This is a genomic window from Pseudomonas sp. W15Feb34, from assembly GCF_023127765.1.
Taxonomy (GTDB): domain Bacteria; phylum Pseudomonadota; class Gammaproteobacteria; order Pseudomonadales; family Pseudomonadaceae; genus Aquipseudomonas; species Aquipseudomonas synxantha_A.
In genome coordinates, this window is sequence record NZ_SPKN01000029.1 from 36,803 (window position 1) to 61,582 (window position 24,780).

A 24,780-nucleotide genomic window follows, 5' to 3' on the forward strand; every position below is an offset into this window, starting at 1 on the left:
GCGCTGCGATAAAAAAAGCTCCCTTTTTCAGCTATTTCCGGTATAGTGCGCGCCGGCCTTTAACCGGGCCGCGTTTAGGTAGCGCAATTCCCCGAAGTCAGCTTCGGCTGCACGTCCGCACAGCGGACTCTCCCTTGACGAATCTTTTTCATTCATTCGTTTTCGCAAATCCCCGCCGACAAAGCAGCCAGGGCGACTCTTGAGTCTCAACACGGCATGCGCAGCTTTGGAGCATGGGTCTTTGCGGATGCACTTAGAGGCAGACCCATGACCCAGGAAACCGGCGGCTTCGCCGCTTTTAATCTTAACCCGAACATTCTCGCCGCTGTCATCGCGACTGGCTACGAAGAACCTTCGGCTATTCAGCAGCAATCGATCCCGATCATCATGGCCGGCCAGGACATGATTGGCCAGGCGCAAACCGGTACCGGTAAAACCGCCGCGTTCGCCCTGCCTATTTTGCATTGCATCGATCCTGCCAAGCGCGAGCCGCAAGCCCTGATCCTGGCGCCAACCCGAGAGTTGGCGCTGCAAGTAGCAACCGCTTTTGAAACCTACGCCAAGCAAATGCCAGGCGTAACCGTTGTGGCCGTTTACGGCGGCGCGCCGATGGGCCCACAACTCAAGGCTATCCGTAACGGCGCACAGATCGTTGTCGCCACCCCGGGCCGTCTGTGCGACCACCTGCGTCGTGACGAGAAAGTCCTGTCGACCGTGAACCACCTGGTTCTGGACGAAGCTGACGAAATGTTGAAGCTGGGCTTTATGGATGACCTGGAAGTCATCTTCAAGGCACTGCCACCGACCCGTCAGACCGTATTGTTCTCGGCTACCCTGCCGCAGTCGATCCGTGCCATTGCCGAACGCCACCTGCGCGATCCGCAACACGTGAAGATCCAGACCAAGACCCAGACCGTTACCGCGATCGAACAGGCTCACCTGTTGGTTCACGCTGACCAGAAGACCTCGGCTGTATTGAGCCTGCTGGAAGTCGAAGACTTCGACGCCCTGATCATGTTCGTGCGCACCAAGCAAGCGACCCTGGACCTGGCCAGTGCCCTGGAAGCCAAAGGCTACAAAGCCGCTGCGCTGAACGGTGACATCGCCCAGAACCAACGTGAGCGCGTGATCGACTCCCTCAAGGATGGCCGTCTGGACATCGTTGTGGCGACCGACGTTGCTGCCCGTGGCCTCGACGTTCCACGTATCACCCACGTGTTCAACGTTGACATGCCGTACGATCCAGAGTCCTACGTTCACCGTATCGGCCGTACCGGCCGTGCGGGTCGCGAAGGTCGTGCACTGCTGCTGGTGACTCCGCGCGAGCGCCGCATGCTGCAAGTGATCGAGCGTGTCACCGGTCAGAAAGTTGCCGAAGTACGCCTGCCGGATGCCCAGGCCGTTCTTGATGCTCGCATCAAGAAATTGACCAACAGCCTGGCGCCATTGGTGGCTGACGCTGAATCGACCCACGGCGACCTGCTGGACCGCCTGACCGCCGATATCGGTTGCACCCCGCGTGCCCTGGCTGCAGCCCTGCTGCGCAAAGCGACCAATGGTCAAGCCCTGACCCTGGCTGCCATCGAGAAAGAGCGCCCACTGGTACCGAACAACGCCCCGCGCGGTGATCGTCCAGAGCGTTCCGGCGACCGTCCAGAACGTGGCGATCGTGAGCGTCGTGCTCCGGTTCCATTGGCTGAAGGTCGTGCTCGTTGCCGTACCGCGCTGGGTGCGCGTGACGGTATCGCTGCCAAGAACCTGCTGGGCGCTATCCTCAACGAGGGTGGCCTGGCGCGTGAAGCCATCGGTCGCATCCAGGTACGTGACAGCTTCTCCCTGGTGGAGCTGCCGGAGGATGGCCTGGAAAAACTGCTGGCCAAGCTCAAAGACACTCGCGTTGCCGGTAAGCAGCTCAAACTGCGTCGCTACCGCGAAGATTGATCCGCCTCTGGGCTGATTGATCGCACATAAAAAATCCCCGACTGGTTCGGGGATTTTTTTTGCCTGGGATTTCAGGCTGTGCATCTGCGTTAGCCAAAGCGGTAGATGTCCATGCCCAAGGCGCCGAGGGTGAAGCCCTGATGCGCCACGCTGAAATCACCGCCGGCACCCCGCGCAAAGTACAGCGGCAACAAATGCTCGTCGCTGGGGTGGCTGCGCACTGCATGGGGCGCCAGGAGGCGATAGTCATGCAAGGCTGTTTCGTCACCGGCAGCGAGTTTTTCGACCACCCAGTCGCGAAAGGCTAGCGCCCATGGCGTGATGGTTTCCGGCCCGGCGCGCCAGTCCAGCTCACCGAGATTATGGGTGATGCTGCCGGAGCCGATCAGTAGCACACCTTGATCGCGAAGGCGGCAGAGGGCGTATCCAACCCGGGTTTGAAAAGCCGGGCCCATGCGGCTTGGCAGGGAGACTTGCACCACCGGAATATCCGCCGCCGGGTACATCAGCGACAGGGGCACCCAGGTGCCATGGTCGAAGGGCCGTTGGTTGTCGACGCGTGCAGTCAGGCCGTCAGCCTGCAATAACTCGACAATTTCATTTGCCAGCTGTGGATCACCCGGCGCAGGGTATTGCACCGCAAACAGTTCGCGAGGGAAGCCGCCGAAGTCGTGCCAGGTTTCGGGCGCGGCGCTGCCACTCACCAGTAACTCGTGGCTTTCCCAATGCGCCGATACCACCACAATCGCCTTGGGCCGTGGCAACGCGGCTGCCAGGGCCTGCAGCGCCGGGCCGCTGGCACCGGGTTGCAGGGCCAGCATCGGGGAGCCATGGGAGATAAACAGGCTGGGGAGCATAAGAGGGGTCCTGAAGAATAATATGGCGCTATCTTCATTCAGATTATTGATCGAGATCTAATATAAGATTTAGTGTCTTTTAATCGATTTTTTCAGGGTGATGCATGGACGCAAAAATTTGGCAGGAACGCTGGGCAACCAATCAGATCGGTTTTCATCAGTCCGACGTTAATCCTTACTTGCAGCGGCATTGGTCAGCGTTGGCCCTGGCTGATGGTGCCAGGGTTTTCGTGCCTTTGTGTGGCAAGAGCCTGGACATGAAGTGGTTGGCGGATCGCGGGCATCGCGTGATGGGTGTGGAGGTGTCTGAACAAGCCGTTGAGGCGTTCTTCAGCGAGCAGGGGCTTACGCCGCAGATCGATCAGAGAGGCGTGTTCAAGGTGTATCAGGCGGGCCTGATCGAAGTGTGGTGCGGTGACTTCTTCGCCCTTGACGCAAGTGCCGTGGCTGATTGCACGGCGCTGTATGACCGTGCGGCACTGATCGCCTTGCCGCAGCCAATGCGCTCGCGATACACCGAGCATCTCGATACCCTGCTGACCCCCGTCTGTGAGGGGTTGTTGATCACTGTCGACTACGACCAGGCACAAAGGGCTGGCCCGCCTTTCGCCGTCCCGGATGAGGAAGTGCAGTCGTTGCTGGGCCCGCACTGGAATGTGGTCACGCTGCAAGAGCGGGACATTTTGAGTGAAAGCAGCAAATTCAAGGCGGACGGCGTTACTCGGCTTGATGAGCGTGTTTATCGGCTGACCAGGCGGTAAATCACGTCCACGAAAAAGGGGCGATTCAATCGCCCCTTTTTTGTCTTGCCTGGGTTATCAGCCCCGACGACGCAGTGCGTCGATCCGCTCTTCCAGCGGCGGGTGGCTCATGAACAGGCGAGCCATGCCCTGTTTGATGCCACCGTTGATGCCAAAGGCCGTCAGGCTGTCCGGCATATGCACCGGCAGGCCCTGTTCGGAGCGCAAGCGTTGCAGCGCGCCGATCATTGCGCTGGTGCCCGCCAGGCGTGCGCCGGCTTCATCTGCGCGGAACTCGCGTTTGCGCGAGAACCACATGGTGATCGCGCTGGCCAGGAAGCCCAGCACCAACTCGGCGAAGATGGTCGCCACGAAGTAGGCAATGCCGCGACCTTCTTCGTTCTTGAAGATGACCTTGTCGACAAAGTTGCCGATGATCCGCGCAAAGAACATCACGAAGGTGTTCACTACGCCCTGTACCAGCGCGAGGGTGACCATGTCGCCGTTGGCCACGTGACCGATCTCGTGGGCCAGCACCGCCTTGACTTCATCGGGCGAAAAACGCTCCAGCAAGCCCTGGCTTACGGCCACCAGCGCGTCGTTCTTGTTCCAGCCGGTGGCGAAGGCGTTGGCCTCATAGGCAGGGAAAATCCCCACTTCGGGCATTTTGATGCCTGCTTCTTGAGATAGCTGCTCCACGGTTTGCATCAGCCATTGTTCATGGCGAGTGCGAGGTTGAGTGATGACCTGGGTGCTGGTACTCATCTTCGCCATCCACTTGGAGATGAACAGCGAAAACAGCGAGCCGGCAAAACCAAAGACCGCACAGAAAACCAACAGCTGATTGAGGTTCAGGTCAACCCCGTTGGCCGCCATGAACCCGTTGAAGCCGAACAGGCTCAGGGTGATGCTGGCAATCAGCACGACCGCCAGGTTAGTGGCCAAGAACAGCAGGATGCGCATCATGGTTGTAGGGTTCTCCTCATGCTTAATATGTCGCGTACTGCGGGGTATATAAGGTGCCGCATGGGGTGATTCAACCGAGCGACTATTTCAAACTGTGTCCTACAGCATGAACGTAAGGCCCTGAAGGGATTTTCCGACCTGTATTGTCGGCCATGACCGGCGTGAGTTTGCCTTGCCGCCCCGTGATTATAGGGGGCACGCCTCAGGCAGGGGCTGAGTGAACTACCACCGCGCGTAAGCGAGAAAGAAGTGTTGCCAGATAATCGCTGTACGACCCAATGTGAGTCGTACAGCGTCAATTTCCTTACTGGCGATAGGACTTCAGGAAGTTGCCGATGCGACCGATGGCCATTTCCAGGTCATCCACACGTGGCAAAGTCACCACGCGGAAGTGATCCGGCCATGGCCAGTTGAACGCAGTGCCCTGGACCACCAGCAGCTTTTCCGACAGTAGCAGGTCGAGCACGAACTTCTCGTCGTTGAGAATCGGGCAGACTTTCGGGTCGATCCGCGGGAACGCATACAACGCGCCCATAGGCTTCACACAGCTCACACCGGGGATCGCGTTGAGCAACTCCCAGGTGCGGTTGCGCTGCTCCAGCAGGCGACCCTGGGGCAAGATCAGGTCATTGATGCTCTGGTAGCCGCCGAGGGCGGTCTGGATGGCGTGCTGGCTCGGCACGTTGGCACACAGGCGCATGTTGGCCAGCATGTCGATGCCTTCGATGTAGCTCTGGGCATTATGCTTGGGGCCGGAAATGGCGATCCATCCGGAGCGGAAGCCCGCCACGCGATACGACTTGGACAGGCCGTTGAAGGTCAGGCATAGCAGGTCCGGAGCCAGGGAGGCGGTGCATATGTGAACGGCGTCATCGTAGAGGATCTTGTCGTAGATCTCGTCGGAGAACACTACCAGGTTGTGCTGGCGTGCCAGTTCAAGCATGCCCAGCAGCACTTCCTTGGAGTACACGGCGCCGGTAGGGTTGTTCGGATTGATGATCACCAGCGCCTTGGTGTTGGGGGTGATCTTGGCCTTGATGTCGGCCAGGTCCGGAAACCAGTCGGCGCCTTCATCACACAGGTAATGCACCGGATGGCCGCCAGCCAGGGTCACGGCAGCGGTCCAGAGCGGATAGTCCGGTGCCGGCACCAGCACTTCATCGCCATTGTTGAGCAGCGCCTGCATCGACATCACGATCAGCTCGGACACGCCGTTGCCCAGGTAGATGTCCTCGATGCCGACACCTTCGACCTGCTTCTGCTGGTAGTACTGCATTACCGCCTTGCGTGCACTGAACAGGCCCTTGGAGTCGCTGTAGCCTTGGGCGGTCGGCAGGTTGCGGATCACGTCCTGGAGGATTTCGTCCGGCGCTTCGAAACCAAACGGCGCCGGGTTGCCAATGTTCAACTTGAGGATGCGATGGCCTTCCTCTTCCAGGCGCTTGGCGTGCTTGAGCACTGGGCCGCGAATGTCGTAGCAGACGTTGGCGAGCTTGTTCGATTTGCTGACCTGCATGGCGATGTGATCCTGAAAATGAACGATTCAGACGGCGTAGGCACTACCGTAGGGTGAATCCTGCGCGGTTCGCCCCCATAAATACGTTTGAATGCCGATGGCGCGGGTGCCAGACTGGCGTTTTGAAGAGGCGCAATCATACGTGCCGCCTGATCCATGGAAAAGACACAGATCAGGGTTTTTCAGTTGCCGAGGTGTACCGATGGAAAAGTTGCAGAAAACCGTTGATGAGTGGAAGGCCATGCTCGACCCTGAGCAGTACAACGTGTGCCGCCTCAAGGGCACCGAGCGGCCTTTCAGCGGCAAGTACAACGGCACCAGGACTGACGGCGTGTATCACTGCATCTGCTGTAATGAGCCGCTGTTCGATTCGACCACCAAGTTTGATTCCGGCTGCGGCTGGCCGAGCTTCTACGCGCCGATTGCCGACAGCGCGATGATCGAAATTCGTGACGTCAGCCACGGCATGATTCGTACCGAAGTCACCTGCGCCAAGTGCGACGCACACCTGGGGCATGTGTTCCCGGACGGGCCGCCGCCGACGGGCCTGCGCTACTGCATCAACTCGGTGTGCCTGGACCTGGTGCCGCGCTCGGCTTGAAGCGATAAACAGGCCCGAATGCCAGTCGGTCAAGCGTACGCGTATCACTTCTTCCCCTGAATTGAGGCATTGCCATGAGCGACTCCCTGCTGAGCATCCCTTGCACCACCATCAAGGGTGAGCAAAAGACCCTGGCCGATTTCGCCGGCAAGGCCATTTTGGTGGTCAACACCGCCAGCAAATGTGGCTTCACCCCCCAGTACAAGGGCCTGGAGCAACTTTGGCAGCGCTACAAGGACCAGGGGCTGGTGGTGCTGGGGTTTCCCTGCAACCAGTTCGGCAAGCAGGAACCGGGTAACGAAGGCGCGATAGCCGAGTTCTGCGAGCTGAACTTCGGTGTCAGTTTTCCGCTGTTCAAGAAGGTCGACGTCAATGGCAGCGATGCCCACCCATTGTTCGTACAGTTGAAAAAGCAGGCCCCGGGGCTGCTGGGCTCCAAGAATATCAAGTGGAACTTCACCAAGTTCCTCATCGGCCCCGACGGCAAGCAGGTCAAGCGATTTGCGCCAACGACCAAGCCACAGGACCTGAGCCAGGAGATCGAAGCCTTGCTCAAATGACCACGATAGTGCGGGCGCAGCCTCAGAGGCTTGTCGTCGTCGGTACCCACAACTCCAGCAGCGCATGGAGCTCTTCGCGGCGAAACGGCTTGGCCAGGTAATCGTTCATGCCCGCCGCCCGGCAACGCTCGCGCTCTTCGGACAGGGCATTGGCGGTCAAGGCGACAATGGGCAGGTCTGGCCAGCGCCCGCTACGGCGAATTTGCCGGCTGGCCTCGTAGCCATCCATCACCGGCATGTTGCAGTCCATCAGCACCATATCGAAGCGCTGGTCCTCAAGCAGCTTGAGCGCTTCCCCACCATGGGCAGCCACAATCACCTCACACCCCAGCTTGCTGAGCATCCCCTTGGCCACCAGTTGATTGACCGCGTTGTCCTCCACCAACAAGATGCGCGCGCGGTGAGCCAGCGGCGCGGCTTCCATCTGGATCGGGTCGAGGATCGGTTGCGTGCTGCTGCGCAGGTTGCGTTGCAGGATCTGGTACAGCGCGTTACGGCTCAATGGGCGTGCTTGTTGCTGCAGCGGTGCCAGCGCCGCGACTTCTTCACTGGGCATGAAGTTGCCATAGGCGGTGACCAGCAGAATCGGCGCGCTGATTGCCGGGCGCAAGCGGAACAAGCATTCAGGGCAGTCGGTAATCAACAGGTCAGGGGCCAGTGCGCTCAAATCATCGTCTTGGGAATAGCACCTTGGTGTCAGCCCCCAAGAGGGCAGCAGGGTGGTGAGCAGCTCTGTCAACCCGCCACCGGCATGGGTGATGGCGATTACATCACCTGTGAGCGGTGTATAGCGCGTGGCAGGTAAATGGGTGGGTAGCGGGAGGTCGGCGCAGAACTGGCTGCCAAAGCCCACCTCCGAGCTGATACTCAAGCGGCCTTGCATGGCTTCACACAGATTGTGCGTCAAGGCCAGTCCCAAACCCGTACCGCCAAATTGACGGGTGATGCCCGCACCGGCCTGGGTGAAGGGTTGGAAGATTTTCACCTGGGCTTCCTGGGCGATACCGATGCCGGTATCACAGACTTCAATATTGACCCTGCCTTCCAGGGCACGCAGGCGCACATTGACCCGGCCGAAGCGCGTGAACTTCAAGGCATTGGAAAGCAGATTACTGACGATTTGCCGCACCCTGGTCGGGTCGCCGATGACCTGGGCGGGAAACTGTGGATCAATCAGGCACGTCAGCTCGACACTCGGCGCCGCATTCTGCGACAGCAGGTTGGCAGTGTCTTCCACCAGTGAGCCCAGGTCGAAGGGGATATGTTCCAGTTCCAGTTGGCCGGCATCGAACTTGGACAGATCGAGAATATCGTTGAGCAATTCGACCAGCACTTTGCCCGAGTCATGGGCGATCGACAGTTGCTGGCGCTGCTCGGCATTCAGTGGGCTGTCGAGCGACAGTGCAATCATCCCCAGCAGGCCATTGAGCGGCGTACGGATTTCATGGCTCATATTGGCCAGGAACGCGGCCCGTGCCTGTGCCATCCCCAGCGCGGTCATCCTGGCTGCTTCCAGTTCATCATTGGATTGGCTCAAGCGTTGGTTGCTGGCCTTGAGTTCAAGGGTGCGCGCCGAAACGATATTTTCCAATTGGCCCAGGTATTCGGTGAGGCGGTCCTCGGCGTGACGCCGCTGATGGATCTCGGTTTCCATGTTTTCAAATTGCTGGTTGGCGACGTCGACCAATACGCCGATTTCGTCGTGCTCATGCCCCGGCGGGCAATCCAGGCGTGCCTGTTTGCGGGTACTCAACTCTCGGATAATACGTACCAGCGGTTGCGTGAGCATTACGTAGAATAAGCCCAGCAAGATCCCGGTCAGCAGCAGGCTGCGGGTAAATCCGTTGAGCAGGGTGATCTCGGCGCGATGCAGGAAACGGCTGCCAAAGGCATAGGTATCAACGTCGAGGCGCAATACGCCGAGGGATTCGTTGGGCATATGGTTGAGAAACAGTCGGTCCTCGAACTGACGATTGGCGCCAAACAGAAAATCGCTGACCGGACGATAGTTGCTTTCTTTGCGCGGGCGGTTGACGTCGGCCAGCACCGCGCCATTGTTGTCGATCAGCTGCGCACGGGTGATGGCAGGGGAGTGCAGCAGGCCCAGGGTCAGCTCCTGGGCGAGTTCGGCATCGATGTTGTAGGCGATACGCGACGCGGGGTTATGGCTGATTTCAATCAGTGAGCGTATTTCACGGTTGATGGATGCGTCTTCACTGGCATAATCAATGCCGATTTGGATCAGACTGAGCAAGGTTCCCAACACGAAACCGACCAGCACAGTCAATCTGGCTTGTTTATAAGACAAGCGGTGGGCGAACTTGATATCCATCGAGTGTTGAACCACTTCACGTTTCCTTTCGCCCGGCAAGCATAGCTGAACATCCCCAAGCTTCTGCTTGCCGGGCACGAATCGTTTTTTGACGCAGCCTCATGCGGTCTGCCGCAGGGTTGCCAATACGCCATCTTTTACAAGAACTTGCCAGAGGAATAATCATGGATTCTCGATTGAATGCCTTCCTTGAGCGGGCCGACGCCGTACTTGCTCGCCTGGAACCCTTATTGCCGGCCCCGCGCCAAGCCATCGACTGGCGCCAATGCCTGGCCGCTCGTTGGCAGCGTGAAGGTCGCAGTGGCTTCCTGTTGCCGCTGGAAGTGAGCCTGGATATGCGCTTGTCGGACCTGATTGGCGTCGACAAGCAACGTGAACAACTGGCGCGTAATACCCAGCAGTTCCTCGATGGCCTGCCCGCCAACCATGCGCTGCTGTGGGGTTCTCGCGGCACCGGCAAGTCTTCCATGGTGCGCGCCTTGCTGGCTCAGCACGCCACGGCGGGTCTGCGCTTGATCGAAATCGAACGCGACCACCTGGCCGACCTGCCGCGCGTGGTCGAACAGTTGATAAAACTGCCGCAGCGCTTCATTTTGTTTTGCGATGACCTCTCGTTCGAAGCCGGCGAAGGCGATTATCGCGTGCTCAAAAGCGTGCTGGACGGCTCCCTGGAGCAGGCGCCGGAAAACGTGCTGCTGTATGCCACGTCCAACCGCCGTCATCTGGTGCCGGAGAACCAGAGCGACAACGACAACTGGAAACGTGTGGATGGCGAGTTGCACCCGAGCGAGGCGGTAGAGGACAAGATTGCCTTGTCGGACCGTTTTGGCTTGTGGCTGTCGTTCTATCCGTTTTCCCAGGAGCATTTCCTGGATGTGGTGGAACACTGGATCGGCGAGTTGGCCGGCAAGGCCGGCTTGCAGTGGCAGCGCGATGAGCAGCTTGATGTACTCGCGGTGCGCTGGGCCACAGGGCGCGGTAACCGCAATGGCCGTTGTGCCTATCAGTTTGCCCGTTACTGGGTAGGTCTTAAATTGCTGGAACGTCAACCATGATCGATTTGCAACAGGCCGGCAGCGGTCTTGATGGCTACGCCATGCTGTGTGCACAACTGGAGTCATTGCTGGCGGATGAGCGTGACTTTATTGCCAACAGTGCACAGTTTTCTGCGTTTCTGTTCAACCAGCTCGATGACCTGAACTGGGCAGGCTTTTACCTTAATCGCAATGAAGAACTGGTGCTTGGGCCGTTCCAGGGTCAGATAGCCTGCGTACGTATCCCGTTCGGCCGTGGCGTATGTGGCGCTGCTGCGGCTTCACGACAAACCCAGCGAGTAGAGGATGTGCATGCGTTCCCAGGCCATATCGCCTGTGACAGCGCCTCGAACAGTGAGTTGGTGGTGCCATTGGTCAAAGACGGTCAGCTGATTGGCGTGCTTGACCTCGACAGTCCCTCGCTGGCCCGTTTTACACCTCAGGACCAGGCAGGGATTGAACGGCTGGCGGCGATTTTCCTGCGGCTGACCGACTGCTGAACCTGGGAGCCACGGCAGAGGAGTGCAGGAGCGAGTGACTCGCTCCTGCCGTTGCGGGCCCGGGCGTTTATTGGCCTTGCAGCTCGGCCAGTTGAATCTGCAGCATCCTCTCCAGTTCCAGCATGAGATGCTCCAGCGCCTTGATGCCGGTTTCAATGGTTGCCCACTCTTCATTGCGAGCGCAGGTTTGCTCCAGCGCTTCGCATTGCCCAGCCAATGAATGGGCCTGAACGATACGGGCAGCGCCCTTGATTTTGTGGGCTTGTTCAATGATCTCGGGGGGGTGGGCCTGCCGATTCAACAGCGTGACAAGCGCCTGACGGTCGTCACGGCTGCTGCTCAGCAGCTCCTCCAGCAGGCGTCGACTCAATTGCGGGTCGCCGCCGGTCAACGCTTGCAGGCACTCGAGGTTCAGGCGCTGGTTCGCAGGTTTGGGAGCGATTTGCGCCAGTTGCCGTTCCAGTACGGTCAGGCTGATGGGCTTGAACAGGCAGTCATCCATGCCGGCCTGCACGCAACGTTGTCTTTCCTCTGGCTGGGCGTTGGCAGTAAAGCCCAGCACCACACAAGGTACCAATTGCTCGCGTTGCTCATATTCACGGATTGAACGGCTCAGCTCATAGCCATTCATGATGGGCATGTTGCAATCGGCGATCACCAGGTCGAAATGCTCCTTGCGCCAGGCCTGGAACCCTGCAGCACCGTGCTCGGCGGCAGTGAATTGATGACCCAGGTAGCCCAGTTGCTGGCACATCAGCAGGCGGTTCGCCGGGTGGTCGTCTACCACCAGTACATTCAGCACCCGAGTGGCGGCCGGTGCTTCAGGCTGTTGCTCACCCACCACCGTGATCGTTTGCAGGCGGGGTACGCTCAGGTTGACGTGCACCTGGGTACCTACCATGGGCACGCTGCTCAGGCTCAACTGGCCGCCCATCATGGCGCACAGGCTGCGGCAGATCACCAGCCCCAGCCCCGCGCCGCTCCTGGCCAGTTGACCGGAATTGTCCGCTTGGGCAAAGGGTTCGAACAGACGCAGTTGATCCTCCCTGCTGATGCCGATGCCGGTGTCTTCCACCACCAGCTTCAGCTCGATCTGCTCCGGTGCCTGGGTCGGCTGTACTTCCACTTTGATCTTCACCTGGCCTTGCTCGGTGAACTTGATCGCGTTGCTCACCAGGTTCGACAGTACTTGCTTGAAGCGCAGAGGGTCTATCAGCACTTCGATATCGTTCAGGTCGGGCTTGAATTCCAGCAGCAGGCTGAGGGTTTTCTGGCGTGCCAGACCGTCGAAGACACGCACCACCGACTCAATCACCTCGCGCAGGTTGACGCGCTCCGGCGCCAGGCTGAGACGGCCGGACTCGATACGCGCGATGTCCAGGATGTCACCGATCAACTCCAGCAGATCCTTGGCCGAGTTGTACGCCACTTCGATGGCCGGGCGGTCGAGATGCCCTTGATCGGCGCGCTTGAGCGTCAGTTCGAGCATTCCGATCACGGCGTTCATGGGCGTACGGATCTCGTGGCTCATGGTGGCAAGGAACGTGCTCTTGGCGCGATTGGCCTCATCGGCCCGCTCTTTGGCGGCGCGTAGCTCATCAAACAACTCGCGTCGGTCGCTGATGTCGATCCAGCCGCCGATGATGCCCTGGACTTCGCCTGTGGAGTCGCGGTACGGCAGGATCCAGTGATAGATCGTCAGTTTGCGCTCGTGGATATGCAATGTGCGATCCAGGATCAGCGGAATGCCCTCGGCCACTACGCGCAGATAGTCGGCATGGTATTGCGCCGCCTCCGACTCCAGGGCCATGCTCATCTGGGTGACGCTTTTGCCGATCACGTCTTCGCGTTTGACGTCGAATACCTGCAGGTAGCTGTCGTTGCAGGTTTGCAGCAGGCCGTTGCGGTCACGCACGTAGATCGGATGGGGGGTTTCATTGACCAGCGCACGCATGAATTCGAATTGGTCGTTCAGGGCCCGTTCGGCCATTTTGCGGTGTTTTATCTGGCGCCGCATGTAGGCGTTCCAGGTCAGGGAAATCAGTAGCAACAGCCCGGTACCGATGATGATTCGAGATATCAATTGATGGTAGTTGCGCCAGTAGCTGTCGGACGCGGCGGTGTAACCCCGCCAACGACTGTTGATCACGCCCATTTCATCCGGGGCGATGCTGAGCAGCGCCTTGTCGAGGATTGAGCTCAGTTCCGTGGCGTGGCGCGATGTCGCCAGGGTATAAGTTGCCGGCGTAGTGCCAATGCTGGCGCTGATCTGCAGCTTGTCCTGAAAAGCCTTGGAAGACAGCAGGTAGTTGGCGATCACCAGTGTGCTCACTGCGCCATCCACTTGGCCCTGTGCGAGTAACTCCGATGCCCTGAAAGTATCACTGGTTTCGACCAGGTGAACCTGGGGGAAATCGTTGGTCAAGGTCTCGATCAAGGGGTTGCCCTGGGTTATCGCCAGGCGCTTTCCTGCCATTTGTGCGATGTTCGCGGGTGGCCCTGGCTCCTTGCGTGTCAACAATACGTAGGAGTTTTCCAGGTAGGGTCGGCTGAAATTGAGCTGCGAGTCCCTTGTGTTGCTCGGCACAATGGCCCCGATCATATCGACCTTCTGGCTGGTGACCTGATCGATCATCGCGTTGACATCACGCCCGCGTACAATCGAAAAGCGTAGGCCGGTGCGCAGGCGAATCAGCTCCAGGAGATCGGCGGTAATGCCGCGAAAGTTGCCGTCCGCATCGAAGAACGTGAGAGGCGCGAAGGTTTCATTGACGATCACCTTGACCACCGGATGCTCTTTAAGCCAGCGCTCTTCGCGTTGGGTCAGTTGCAATTTCTTGTCGGTGAGCAGGATATCGCTGCCGGCGCTCCAGCGTTTGGCGATGCTGTCTCGTTCGGTGATGGGGACCGCAGCCAGGACCGCGTCGACAATGCTCAGCAGCACGCGGTTATCTTCACGCATGGCGAAGCTGAAACCATAAGCCTCATGCTTGCCGAAATTGGCCATGCGGATGTTTTTGAGATAACCCTTGTTGATCATGTAGTGGGTGGAAATGGTGTCACCCAGAAACACATCCGCCTGGTCGAAGGCCACCGCATTCAAGGCGTTCTGATAAGACGGATAGGCGCGGATGATGGCCTTGGGGTACAGCTTTTCTACCTCATTGAGCGGCAGGTAATGGTAGACAAGGCTCAAGCGCAGCCCGTCCAGGCCCTCGTTGAGGCTACGGGTTTCTCCCTCGCGGGTGACCAGTACCGGTTGGTCCACGGCGTAGGGTTCAGAGAGGATAAGGTTCGGTGTCGCAGCCTCAAAACCGTTGGATGAGCCCAACAAGTCGATTTCCCCGGTTTCCAAGGCTCGAATGGCAGCATCCCGGGACGGGTAGCGCATTACATTGACCGGCAAGGAGAGTGCTTTGGCCAACAACCCCGCGTAATCGGCGGTCAGCCCTTCATAATCATAGCCGCTGGACGTCAGGTCGAATGGCGGGTAATCGGGCGCGGAGGTGCCCAGCACCAGTTCGCGTTTGTTCTGTAGCCACTGGTGCTGAGCCTTGTCAAAATGAGTGCCGAGTTGAACGGCTCCCGCACGACTCAATAAGGTGAAGCGTTCCGGGTTTGTTTGGTGCTCTGCGAGCACGGCAGTGCTGAAGTACAGACCGGCACTCAATATAATCAGATAGTCCTTTATACGCCTGGGCATCCGCTTTCTCACACTAGCGCGTTTCGTTTTGCCATCTCGATGAGTTCTACCAAGGATTTGGCTTTGAGTTTTTGCATTAACCTCTTTTTATAAGTACTGACAGTCTTGTTGCTCAAAAACATGCCTTTGGCTATTTCCTTGTTAGTGCGGCCTTGTGCAAAAAGTTGCAAGACCATCAGCTCCCGGTCATTGACTGTCTTGAACAGTTCCAGTTCTTGTACATCCAGGCCTTCCGTTCCGGGGCCGTTCAACGCCTGGCTGGGGAAGTAGTTGTAACCGGACAGGACCGCACGGATGGCGCTCAGCAACTCGCTCAAGTCCCCTTCCTTGCACACATAGCCCTCGGCACCCGAGCGCATGCATCGCGTTGCAAACAGCGTAGGGCATTGCGCCGTGAGCACGAGGGTTTTCATCGAGGTGTTCATGGCGTTGAATCGGCAGAGCACCTCAAGGCCGTCGAGTTTCGGGATGCTGATGTCGAGAATCACCAGGTCTGGAAGGCATTCGCGGACCATCTGTATCGCATCGCACCCATTGTCTGTTTCGCCGACGACCTTGTAACCCTCATGCTCCAGTAACATTCGAATGGCAAGCCGGATTACCGGGTGGTCATCGATAATAAAAACTGAGTTCATAATCACATTCCATGCTGGTGCAAATAAAGCGGGCACATTAGCTCAGAAGATGAGGGCTCAGCATGAAGCTCACAGGGAGTAAATGCAAAACAGGAAAGTTCCTACGTTTAATAAGGCAAAAGCCTACAAGTTGTTAGGGGGGCGTTACAGGGTATATCAACAATTTGAAGGTGGTTGCGCCAATAAACGGGGCTTTGGATTTTACGACGGGCCTTATAGTGTTTTTCATTGAAAATGATGTTTAAGTTCCTACATGAGAGAGTTAAAAATTAACCTATTAGCCTTTCCAGCTCATCTTTGTTCAAGGGCTTGGACAAATAGCCAAGCAGTGGAAGACGTCGTTGCAAGGCTTGCCTGCTCAGGTTGATCAATTCCAGTGTGGGTAAGCCGCTTAACAGAATGGCGCCAGTGATGAAGCGCTGGCGGTTGGCGATTTCGATCAGTTCAAGCCCCGGCAGGTCAGGCAGGCATTGGTCACACAGCATCAGGTCGAAGGGGTGTTCGGACCGACTCATCGTGTGTATGGCCTGCTCGGCATTTTCCACAGGTGTCAGTTGCTCGAAGCCGAAGCTTTTGAGCAGGCACTGGGTGGCCAGAAGTTGAAAAGGGTGATCCTCCACCAAAAGAATACGAAGAGAGTGTCTGGGCATAAAAGTGCACACAGTGATGCAAGCGTCGATGGGGGCGGTAGGAATTGCGCGGCTGGCCCGTTAGGAGCGTGCGTGATTATTCTTCGGGTGCCTGTACGAATTCGATCAGGCCGCTCTGTTCCCATCGTAGGGCGATTCGTTTCAGGGAACGGGCGGCTTGATCGGATCGTTATTGAGGGCTGGAGCGCCCGGTCATCTCCCGTGCCATTTCAGTGGCGTAGCTGTCGGTCATACCGGCGATGAAGTCGATCATCCGCAGGAATGAGGCGTGCAGCGGCCAGGCCGGATCCGGCGCGCTATTGCCGAGCAAGTCCAGAATGCGCCGATTCTTGAATGACGGCGTGCGCCCGCCATGTTGTTCAAGGGCCGCGCCGCAGAAGGCGTTCAGCAGGATTTCCAGGGTGGTGTAGGCGCCGATTTCGTGCAGTGTCTTGCGCTTGTCCTGGAAGATCTTCTTGCGCGCCATGTCCTTGGCATCCAGCACACAGCGCTTCGCCGGCCCGTGCATATGCTCGACCAGATCGCCCGGCAGCGTGCCGGCGAGAAGGGCGTCCTGCTGTTCGACAAAGGCCTGCGCCGCTGCATTGGTCAGGTGCTCAATCGCTTTGCCGCGCAAGATCGCCAGCTTGCGGCGCCGAGAGTCAAGCGGGCCCAATTGGCGGTACGTCTGCGGCAAGTCATCGCCCACCAGATCAAGCAACAGCGACTCGACTTCGGCGTACTGCAGCAGCTCCATTTCCAGGCCGTCTTCCAGGTCGATCAGCGCATAGCAGATGTCGTCGGCCGCTTCCATCAGGTATACGAGCGGGTGACGGGCCCAGCGTTGCTCTTCAAGCTGGGGCAGGCCGAGCTTATGGGCGATTTGCTCCAGAATCGGCAGCTCGCTCTGGTAACAGCCGAACTTGTGCTTCTTGTAGCCCAGCGAGTCGGCGTGGCGGGCGGTCCAGGGGTACTTGAGGTACGTCCCCAAGGTGGCGTAGGTCAGCCGCGTGCCGCCGTCGAACTGATGGTATTCAAGTTGGGTCAGTACCCGAAAGCCCTGGGCATTGCCTTCGAAGTTGAGAAAGTCATTGCGTTCGGCGCTGCTCATGTCGTCCAACCAGCCGCGCCCGGCGGCCTGTTGGAACCAGTGGCGAATGGCATCCTCGCCGGAGTGTCCGAACGGCGGGTTACCGATATCGTGGGCAAGGCAAGCCGATTGCACCACCATGCCCAGGTCGCTCGGGTCGCACCAGTCGGGCAGGGCGCCGCGCAACGTTTCACCCACGCGCATACCCAGGGAGCGGCCGACGCAACTGACTTCCAGCGAATGGGTCAGGCGCGTGTGGATATGGTCGTTGCTCGATACCGGATGCACCTGGGTCTTGCGGCCCAGGCGCCGGAACGCGCCGGAGAAAATAATGCGGTCGTGGTCTTTGTGAAAGGGGCTGCGGCCCAGTTCTTCAGGGCTGTGCAGAGGTTTTCCCAGGCGTTCGCGGTTCAGCAGGGTGGGCCAATCCAAGGCAACTACTCTCCGTTCGGTGAATGACATCCGCCAGCTTCCCGTTTCCGGCGTGGCGGAGCAAGCAAAAATCTACAGGTCGGCGGTGCGGGCGAAAAAAGGCCCGGCACCCGTTGACGAGGGCCGGGCCACTGGTATCGGCACGCTAAACGCCGGCAAAGGTTTAACTTTTGCGCGAGCCTTGCATGGCCAATTTGATCAATGGGATCAACCCTGCACCCAGCCGCACCAGACGTGTCACGCTGCTGATACTGCCGCCCTTGGCGCCCTTGCCGGTGAAAAAGCCCATCAGCGTCACCGCCGCCACGCCCCACAGTGGCGCGTGCTTGATGCCCAGGCTGTCCTGCCAGTTGTGGCGCATGTTGCGCATTTTCTGCAGAGGGGCCATCAGTTGCTGGGACTCATGACGGATTTCCTGGCGGTGCATTTCCATGCGCAGGCGGATCAGCGTCTTGCGCATTTCCCGGCGGGAGGTATTTTTCGGGATCTCGGTCATGCTCATGGCAGCAGGCGCTCCCGGTCGTTGGCCAGCTCTTCGAGCGTGGCGTGGAAGGGCGTGGATTCATCGAACACCGCGGCTTTCAGGCGCACACCGCAGAAGGCCGCGGCCAGGCTATAGAACACGCAAAGGCAGATGATCCCCGTCAGGCGGTAGCCGGTATCCCACACCAGGATCATCACCAGCGTCGACAACCCTACCAGCAACAGCAGGGCGAACACCAACGCCAGACCGGCAAACAACAACAGGCTGACAGTGCGGGCCTTTTGCTCCTGCAATTCGATGCCAAACAACTCGACATGGCTGTGCAGCAAGCCCAGCACAGCGGCGCCCAGGCGTCGGGAGGTGGAACCGCTTGCCGAAGAATGTGCGCTCGTTGATGAGCTGGATTCGCCGATAGACATGATTAGCGCCTTGTAGCCAGCAGACCGATCAAAAAGCCCACGCCGGCAGCGATGCCGACTGACTGCCATGGGTTGGCTTGCACGTAGTCTTCGGTGGCGGTGATGGCCGCCTGACCGCGCTCGCGCAGGGAGTCTTCGGTCAGTTGCAAGGTCTCGCGGGCCTTGAGCAGGCTCTCGTGGATCTTGGTGCGCAGTTCGTCGGCCTGATCGCCGGCCAGCACTGCGGTGTCGTCCAGCAACCTTTCGGTATCACTGACCAGGGTTTGAAAATCCGCCATCAGTATCTCTTGAGCAGTCTTTGCTGTTTTACCGGCCATGGTTGTCTCCGTGTGTGGCTGATCTGTACGTGTGGTTTCGAGTCGCGGCGTTCGCTGAAGGTTCACTGCAATTGTGTGGTACAGCTTTTGCTTTGCATTGGTGCGCAGGCTCAGAGGCCCGCGCCGAATATGGGCGGTCGGGGCGCAAGCCTTGAAAAACCTTACCCTAAATAACTAAAACCCGCGGAAAAACCCTGTCGGCAACGGTCAGTTGTGTTGATCGCTGCGCTAAAGCGGTTCGTGCCCTCCCAAGAGGGACGAAGCCGGTGGTACCCATTTAGTGCGCCAACCCTCAGCTTGAACCGATTTGGTGCTTTTTGCCTTGATGCAGGCCTGCCAACCTCCATGGAAAATCTGCAAAGTGCGGTGGATACACTCGTCCACAGTTCCAACACCCTGTTTATCCTGATTGGCGCGGTCATGGTCCTGGCCATGCACGCCGGCTTTGCCTTCCTTGAAGTCGGCACGGTGCGCCAGAAGAATCAGGTCAACGCCCTGTCGAAAATCCTCAGCGATTTCGCCATCTCCACCCTGGCCTATTTCTTTATAGGCTATTGGATCTCATACGGTGTGAGCTTCATGCAACCGGCAGCCGTCATCAGCGCCGATCATGGCTATGGCCTGGTGAAGTTTTTCTTCCTGCTGACCTTCGCCGCGGCGATCCCTGCGATCATTTCCGGTGGCATAGCCGAACGTGCGAAGTTTGCGCCGCAGTTGTGCGCCACTGCACTGATCGTGGCGTTTATCTACCCGTTCTTCGAGGGCATGGTGTGGAACGGCAATTTCGGTCTGCAAGCCTGGCTGCTTGCAAGCTTTGGCGCCAGTTTTCACGATTTTGCCGGTTCCGTGGTGGTGCACGCCATGGGAGGCTGGCTGGCGCTGGCGGCGGTGTTGCTGCTGGGGCCGCGCAATGGACGTTATCGCGAAGGGCGCCTGGTGGCGTTTGCACCGTCGAGCATCCCGTTCCTGGCGCTGGGGTCGTGGATCCTGATCGTGGGATGGTTCGGCTTTAACGTGATGAGTGCGCAGACCCTCAACGGGGTCAGCGGCCTGGTGGCCGTCAATTCGTTGATGGCCATGGTTGGCGGTACCGTGGCCGCGCTGGTGATCGGCCGTAACGACCCAGGATTCCTGCACAACGGCCCCTTGGCCGGGCTGGTGGCGATCTGCGCAGGTTCCGACCTGATGCATCCGGTGGGCGCGCTGGTCACCGGAGTAGTCGCAGGCGGCTTGTTTGTGTGGTGCTTTATCGCCGCCCAGGCACGCTGGAAGATCGACGATGTGCTGGGCGTATGGCCGTTGCACGGCTTGTGTGGCGTGTGGGGCGGCATCGCCTGCGGCATCTTCGGGCAGGCCACCCTGGGTGGGCTTGGCGGCGTCAGCTTGATCAGCCAGTTGATCGGCACCGGCCTGGGCGTGTCGGTGGCGTTTGGTGGCGGCTTGCTGGTGTACGGCGTGATCAAGCGCGTGCAAGGGCTGCGCTTGAGTCAGGAAGAGGAGTATTACGGCGCGGACCTGTCGATCCACAAGATCGGTGCGGTCAGTCAGGATTGATCGGCGCTTGTTCATCAGTGTGTGGCGGCGGATAAAACCCGTGCAGCAAGCGATAGTGGTTCTGCCGCACTTCATCCACCCGAGCCTGTACCTGTTGGTCCGGCAGGCCCAGCAGGATCAGGGCGTGGGACGCGAGCATCAGGCTTGACTCAAGCAACTCGGGCACCACTTCGCTGGCCCCCGCGGCCTTGAGTTCAGCCAACTGGCTGTCATCACGGGTGCGCACCAGGATCGGCACCTGTGGGTTGATCCGTCGCGCTTCCTTGAGCACCACCAGGGCGACATCGCTGTTGTCGACGGCGATCACCACCAACCGCGCGCGCTCCAGGCCCACGGCACTGAGCAAGGCACCCCGGCGGCAGTCGCCATAATGCACGCTGCTTTCCTCGGTAGCGGCCTCCTGCACCCGTTCGGGGTCGTCATCCAGGGCGATAAACGCCTGGTGCTCGCGGCGCAAAAACCGCCCGATCGATTGTCCCACCCGACCATAACCGCAAATCACCGCGTGCCCGTGCAACTGAGCGTTGAGCGCGGTGATGTGCTCCAGTTGCACTTGCTGGTTGGGCTTGCGATGCAGGCGCAGGGCAATGGCCGGCGCTGCGCGCAACAGCAGCGGCGTCAACAGCATCGAGCAGAACGTGGCGGCCAGTAGCAGGCCGTTGAACTCATCCGGAATCAACCGGCTCTGCTGCATCTGCGCCATCAGCGCGAAACAGAACTCGCCACCCTGGGCCAGGGCCAGGCCGCTGCGCCAGGCGGTTTCAGTGTCGCTGCCACGCAGCTTGACCAGTACGGCCACCACAGAGCCTTTGACCAACATCAGCGTAAGGGTCAGGCCGAGGATCAACAGGCTGTGGCTGACGAATAACTGCAGGTCGATCAACATGCCGATGCTGACGAAAAACAGCCCCAGCAGAATGTCGCGAAACGGCCGGATATCCGCTTCTATCTGGTGACGATAATGACTCTCGCCCAGCAACATACCGGCCAGAAACGCACCAAGGGCAGGGGACAGGCCGAGCAGGTGGGTGAGCCAGGCGGTGAGCAAGACAATTACCAGCGCCAGCAGCACGAACAACTCTGCGGAATGGGACGCGGCGACCTCATGGAACAACCGCGGCAGCAACCAGCGGCTGGCGAATAACAGGCCGACGAACAACACCACGGTTTTGCCCAGGGTCAGCGGCAATGCCCAGTACCAGGCTTGGTCACTGCTGCCGGCAAACACCGGCACCAGTGTCAGCAGCAATACCGCCACCACATCCTGGAACAGCAGCACGCCTATCGCATTCTGGCCGTGGCTGCTGAAGATCTCCCCAAGACTGGTCAGTTCCTTGCTGACGATGGCCGTGGACGACAACGCCAACCCTGCACCCAGTAACAGCGCGATGCCCGGCGCCAGGCCCAAGCCCATCAGCGCAGCGCCGAGCAGGGCGCCGCATCCCAACACCTGCAAACTGCCCAGGCCGAACACCACGCGGCGCAGGGCGAACATTTTCGACAGGGAAAACTCCAGGCCCAGGGAGAACAGCAGAAACACCACGCCCATCTCGGCCAAGTCCGGCAGGTCCTCGTTGTCGTTCACCCAGTCCAAAGCAGTCGGCCCCACCGCCAGGCCCACGCACAGGTAGCCCAGCACGGGCGGCAGTTGCAGCCGGCGAAACAGCGCAATCACCACCAGGGATGAGGCCAGGATGATCAGCAGGTTGGCAAACACAGGCATCTCCATTGCAGGTGGACGGGCAAAAAGCCGCGAGAATCGCTGAATCAGTTATAGGCCATGGTGACCTGGATCAGGTGTTTTGTCGGCAATGGGATTTCACGGCGCGAGCGGGTTTAGAATGGTCACTTGTTTTTCTGACCGGGTTCTTTCGTCATGCCTCCTGAATGCCAGCTGTTCGGCACCCTGGGTTGCCATCTGTGTGAAATTGCCGAAGCCGAAATCATGCCGCTCGTCGAACACGGGCTGCTGGTGGAGTTGGTGGATATCACTGAGCCAGATGACCTGACAGAAGACTACGGCCTGCGGATTCCGGTGCTTCGCCGCAAGGACACCGGGGCGGAACTGGACTGGCCGTTCGACACCGGCCAGGTCGTTGCCTTTCTGCGCTGACGTTTATCCGATGGCGGGCTTGCGAATATTACGTTACTGTATATTCGTACAGCGATTGAATAGAGGGAACGCCCGTGGTGAATGTTGAACAATTGAAAAGCAGCGTCAATCGCATGTCCGCCGATGTGGTGCGCGACGCGGTCAACGAGCTGCGCCTCGATGGGCTGGTCACGGAAGGCAAGACGCCCTTCAACAAAGTGCATTTCAACACCTGCTTTGCGGAAATCGAGGCGCTGTTCCAGCGTGCCGGTTATCACAAACAGTTGGATGTGGTGGGTTATCAAGGCTTGCTCTACGCGCTCTATGATCCGGGCCGTTGGGAAGCAGTGGACGTACTGCGCTGGCTCAAGGAGTTCACCGAGGCGGCGAGCGCTTCGCCGGTGCTGCGGGCCCAACTGGCCAAGGCATGAGAACGGCCCTAGGCGCAATCGCGCTCCATGCGGGATAATGCCCGCCTGTTTCCAGGTTCGAGCATTTGCATGTCCACTTCCGGTTTTTCCGCCGCCCAGCACCAAGCCAGCACGTTGTATCTGCCACCGGGGCCTTGGGCAACGGTGATCGACTGCCTGTGCGATCACTTCCCGGCCATTGGCCGTGAGCAGTGGCTGGACCGCATTGCCCGGGAACGAGTGCTGGATATCAATGGCAGCCCGATCAGCCTGGGCCTGGCCTACAAGGAAGGCCTGTGCATCTATTACTTTCGCGAAGTACCCAACGAAAAAGTGATTCCGGTACAGGAAACTATCCTGTACGCCGATGAACATCTGGTGGTGGCGGACAAGCCGCATTTCCTGCCGGTGACTCCCGCCGGCGAGTACGTTGAGCAAACCCTGTTGCGTCGCCTGATCCGTCGCCTGGACAACCCCGCCCTGGTGCCGTTGCACCGCATTGATCGGCACACGGCGGGGCTGGTGCTGTTCTCGGCCAACCCGCAAAGCCGCTCGGCGTACCAGCAACTGTTTCCCACGCGGCGTATCGACAAATTCTACGAAGCCATCGCCCCGGCCCTGCCGAATCTGAGCTTTCCCCTGGTGCATAAAAGCCGCCTGGTGGATGGCGAACCCTTCTTTCGGATGCAGGAAGGGCAGGGCGCCAGCAACACCGAGACGGCCGTTGAAGTGCGCGAGAAAAAGGGTGGTTTATGGCGTTACGGTCTGTTCCCGGTGACCGGCAAGAAACACCAACTGCGCGTACACATGACTGCCCTCGGGGCGAGTATCTGCAATGACCCGTTCTATCCCGTTGTGGTCAAGGACGCCGAGGACGACTACGCCCACCCCCTGAAGCTGCTGGCCCAGGGCGTGCGTTTCATCGACCCGCTAAATGGTGAAGAACGCAGTTTTCACAGCCGTATCACCCTCGACTGGTAAACGCCGCAAACGACAAGGCCCGCGCGAGGCGGGCCTTGTTGGCAAGCGTTAAGGCTTACAGATCTTTAACGGTGCGAACCTGGTCTTTATTGATGCGGGTGCGCTTGCCGTCAAGCTGTTGGAATTCGTAGAAACCCGAATCTTCGTCAAATTTCGGGGTGTCGACGGCCTGGATTTCGCGACCGTCATTCAGGGTGATCACTGTTGGCGAGGCGCAACCGGCGAGGGTGGCGAGGCCCAGTGCAAGCATGAGAGCGGCGATGGTCCGTTGAGTCATGAGTTTGTCTCCGAGAAAATACTTTTAAATTGCTGACCTTGTGACGTATGGGACGTCGGCAAAGTTCCTTGTGAAAGGCTCATTCTGACACGCCAGCCCGTGGGTGCAACAGCTCGGGCGTATTAAGATTGGCCAGGCGCGGGTCATCGGCCGGGCATTCCAGGCCGACGCCACCCAGTTGCAGCAGGACCTTGCGCGGGCTGCGTTCACCCGCTTGCCAGGCCCGTTCCACCTGATCTTTCAGGTCTGTTGGGATAATGCACAGCAAGGGTTCCCAGAACTCGCCATGACGCACCATGACGGGAACCTGCGGATTGCGTTGGGCAATCTGACGCAAGTCGGCCAGCAGTCGCTCATCAATCTGCGGCACATCGCACGGCAAGATCAGCAGATGTTCATGGCGTGCAGCGAAGAGTCCTGCTCGGATACCCGCCAACGGGCCGGGAAAGTCCGGGCTGTCATCACTGACCAGTTGGTCGGCATAGGGCGCGTAGTGTTCAAGGTTGCGATTGCACGAGATGATCAGGTCATCCGTGAGCGGCCTGGCCAGCCGTTGCAGGTGGGCAATCAAGGGCTCGCCCCGCCATTGAAGCAGCCCCTTGTCCTGGCCGCCCATGCGTTGGCCACGACCACCGGCCAACAACAGAATCGAACAAGGCAGGGGTGAAGATTCAAGAGACATGGCGGTTCCACTGCGGCAGGTAAAGAGG

Annotated in this window: 24 protein-coding genes; 10 read left to right on the forward strand and 14 right to left on the reverse strand. The window is 59.1% G+C overall.

What is annotated here, in order from left to right:
• Positions 1-267: 267 nt before the first annotated feature.
• Positions 268-1,941, forward strand: a complete 1,674-nt coding sequence (locus E4O97_RS13865) for a DEAD/DEAH box helicase (protein ID WP_005786445.1) — start codon at positions 268-270, stop codon at positions 1,939-1,941.
• Positions 1,942-2,030: 89 nt separating this feature from the next.
• Here E4O97_RS13865 and E4O97_RS13870 read toward each other — a convergent pair whose 3' ends face one another.
• Positions 2,031-2,798, reverse strand: a complete 768-nt coding sequence (locus tag E4O97_RS13870) for a class III extradiol ring-cleavage dioxygenase (RefSeq protein ID WP_248133336.1) — start codon at positions 2,796-2,798, stop codon at positions 2,031-2,033.
• Positions 2,799-2,902: 104 nt separating this feature from the next.
• Between E4O97_RS13870 and E4O97_RS13875 the strand changes: the two genes are divergently transcribed.
• Positions 2,903-3,559, forward strand: a complete 657-nt coding sequence (locus E4O97_RS13875) for a thiopurine S-methyltransferase (protein ID WP_248133337.1) — start codon at positions 2,903-2,905, stop codon at positions 3,557-3,559.
• Positions 3,560-3,616: 57 nt separating this feature from the next.
• On the opposite strand, the gene htpX is transcribed toward E4O97_RS13875, so the two are convergent.
• Both htpX and E4O97_RS13885 read right to left on the reverse strand, forming a co-directional pair.
• Positions 3,617-4,504: a protease HtpX gene (htpX, locus tag E4O97_RS13880; RefSeq protein WP_005786451.1), complete on the reverse strand. Its 888-nt coding sequence runs from the start codon at positions 4,502-4,504 to the stop codon at positions 3,617-3,619.
• Between the two features lie 304 nt (positions 4,505-4,808).
• The gene (locus E4O97_RS13885) at positions 4,809-6,020 is read right to left on the reverse strand and encodes a pyridoxal phosphate-dependent aminotransferase (protein WP_003189906.1); all 1,212 of its coding nucleotides are present in this window, start codon (positions 6,018-6,020) and stop codon (positions 4,809-4,811) included.
• Between the two features lie 202 nt (positions 6,021-6,222).
• Between E4O97_RS13885 and msrB the strand changes: the two genes are divergently transcribed.
• Positions 6,223-6,621, forward strand: coding sequence for a peptide-methionine (R)-S-oxide reductase MsrB (msrB, locus tag E4O97_RS13890; RefSeq protein WP_005786454.1), 399 nt, complete (start codon positions 6,223-6,225; stop codon positions 6,619-6,621).
• A gap of 74 nt (positions 6,622-6,695) precedes the next feature.
• Positions 6,696-7,181: a glutathione peroxidase gene (locus tag E4O97_RS13895; RefSeq protein ID WP_005786456.1), complete on the forward strand. Its 486-nt coding sequence runs from the start codon at positions 6,696-6,698 to the stop codon at positions 7,179-7,181.
• 22 nt (positions 7,182-7,203) lie between these two features.
• Here E4O97_RS13895 and E4O97_RS13900 read toward each other — a convergent pair whose 3' ends face one another.
• On the reverse strand, positions 7,204-9,513 hold the full coding sequence (locus tag E4O97_RS13900; RefSeq protein ID WP_248161650.1) for a response regulator: 2,310 nt from the start codon (positions 9,511-9,513) through the stop codon (positions 7,204-7,206).
• Positions 9,514-9,677: 164 nt separating this feature from the next.
• Between E4O97_RS13900 and E4O97_RS13905 the strand changes: the two genes are divergently transcribed.
• Both E4O97_RS13905 and E4O97_RS13910 read left to right on the forward strand, forming a co-directional pair.
• Complete coding sequence (locus E4O97_RS13905; RefSeq protein ID WP_032877123.1) at positions 9,678-10,568, forward strand: ATP-binding protein; 891 nt, start codon at positions 9,678-9,680, stop codon at positions 10,566-10,568.
• On the forward strand, positions 10,565-11,047 hold the full coding sequence (locus tag E4O97_RS13910; RefSeq protein WP_032877122.1) for a GAF domain-containing protein: 483 nt from the start codon (positions 10,565-10,567) through the stop codon (positions 11,045-11,047). The genes E4O97_RS13905 and E4O97_RS13910 overlap by 4 nt, the downstream gene beginning before the upstream one ends.
• Before the next feature lie 67 nt (positions 11,048-11,114).
• Here E4O97_RS13910 and E4O97_RS13915 read toward each other — a convergent pair whose 3' ends face one another.
• The 7 genes from E4O97_RS13915 to E4O97_RS13945 form a co-directional block, all read right to left on the reverse strand.
• Positions 11,115-14,750 (reverse strand): transporter substrate-binding domain-containing protein, encoded by a 3,636-nt coding sequence (locus E4O97_RS13915; protein ID WP_078820706.1) that lies wholly within the window; start codon positions 14,748-14,750, stop codon positions 11,115-11,117.
• A gap of 8 nt (positions 14,751-14,758) precedes the next feature.
• Positions 14,759-15,385 (reverse strand): response regulator transcription factor, encoded by a 627-nt coding sequence (locus E4O97_RS13920; RefSeq protein WP_005786466.1) that lies wholly within the window; start codon positions 15,383-15,385, stop codon positions 14,759-14,761.
• 269 nt (positions 15,386-15,654) lie between these two features.
• Complete coding sequence (locus E4O97_RS13925; protein WP_248161651.1) at positions 15,655-16,035, reverse strand: response regulator; 381 nt, start codon at positions 16,033-16,035, stop codon at positions 15,655-15,657.
• 169 nt (positions 16,036-16,204) lie between these two features.
• Complete coding sequence (locus tag E4O97_RS13930; protein ID WP_005786469.1) at positions 16,205-17,536, reverse strand: deoxyguanosinetriphosphate triphosphohydrolase; 1,332 nt, start codon at positions 17,534-17,536, stop codon at positions 16,205-16,207.
• Positions 17,537-17,699: 163 nt separating this feature from the next.
• Positions 17,700-18,038, reverse strand: coding sequence for a hypothetical protein (locus E4O97_RS13935; protein ID WP_032877120.1), 339 nt, complete (start codon positions 18,036-18,038; stop codon positions 17,700-17,702).
• Positions 18,035-18,439 (reverse strand): phage holin family protein, encoded by a 405-nt coding sequence (locus E4O97_RS13940; protein ID WP_005786473.1) that lies wholly within the window; start codon positions 18,437-18,439, stop codon positions 18,035-18,037. Before E4O97_RS13940 ends, E4O97_RS13935 begins: the two co-directional genes overlap by 4 nt.
• A gap of 2 nt (positions 18,440-18,441) precedes the next feature.
• Positions 18,442-18,756, reverse strand: coding sequence for a YqjD family protein (locus tag E4O97_RS13945; protein ID WP_005786475.1), 315 nt, complete (start codon positions 18,754-18,756; stop codon positions 18,442-18,444).
• Between the two features lie 345 nt (positions 18,757-19,101).
• Here E4O97_RS13945 and E4O97_RS13950 point away from each other — a divergent pair, with 345 nt between their 5' ends.
• Complete coding sequence (locus E4O97_RS13950) at positions 19,102-20,310, forward strand: ammonium transporter (protein WP_032877119.1); 1,209 nt, start codon at positions 19,102-19,104, stop codon at positions 20,308-20,310.
• Here the strand turns inward: E4O97_RS13950 and E4O97_RS13955 are convergent.
• The gene (locus E4O97_RS13955) at positions 20,297-22,033 is read right to left on the reverse strand and encodes a monovalent cation:proton antiporter-2 (CPA2) family protein (protein WP_143508419.1); all 1,737 of its coding nucleotides are present in this window, start codon (positions 22,031-22,033) and stop codon (positions 20,297-20,299) included. The two genes, E4O97_RS13950 and E4O97_RS13955, sit on opposite strands and share 14 nt — an antisense overlap.
• Before the next feature lie 153 nt (positions 22,034-22,186).
• Here E4O97_RS13955 and E4O97_RS13960 point away from each other — a divergent pair, with 153 nt between their 5' ends.
• The 3 genes from E4O97_RS13960 to E4O97_RS13970 all read left to right on the forward strand — a co-directional run bounded on the left by E4O97_RS13960 (position 22,187) and on the right by E4O97_RS13970 (position 23,793).
• Positions 22,187-22,423, forward strand: coding sequence for a glutaredoxin family protein (locus tag E4O97_RS13960; protein WP_078820707.1), 237 nt, complete (start codon positions 22,187-22,189; stop codon positions 22,421-22,423).
• Between the two features lie 74 nt (positions 22,424-22,497).
• Positions 22,498-22,833 carry a hypothetical protein gene (locus E4O97_RS13965; RefSeq protein ID WP_003189932.1) on the forward strand — a complete coding sequence of 112 codons (336 nt, stop codon included), beginning with the start codon at positions 22,498-22,500 and terminating at the stop codon, positions 22,831-22,833.
• 69 nt (positions 22,834-22,902) lie between these two features.
• Positions 22,903-23,793 (forward strand): pseudouridine synthase, encoded by an 891-nt coding sequence (locus tag E4O97_RS13970; protein ID WP_248161539.1) that lies wholly within the window; start codon positions 22,903-22,905, stop codon positions 23,791-23,793.
• 55 nt (positions 23,794-23,848) lie between these two features.
• Here E4O97_RS13970 and E4O97_RS13975 read toward each other — a convergent pair whose 3' ends face one another.
• On the reverse strand, positions 23,849-24,070 hold the full coding sequence (locus E4O97_RS13975) for a YgdI/YgdR family lipoprotein (protein ID WP_005786486.1): 222 nt from the start codon (positions 24,068-24,070) through the stop codon (positions 23,849-23,851).
• Between the two features lie 79 nt (positions 24,071-24,149).
• Positions 24,150-24,752, reverse strand: coding sequence for a molybdenum cofactor guanylyltransferase MobA (gene mobA / locus E4O97_RS13980; protein ID WP_148852293.1), 603 nt, complete (start codon positions 24,750-24,752; stop codon positions 24,150-24,152).
• Positions 24,753-24,780: the final 28 nt, after the last annotated feature.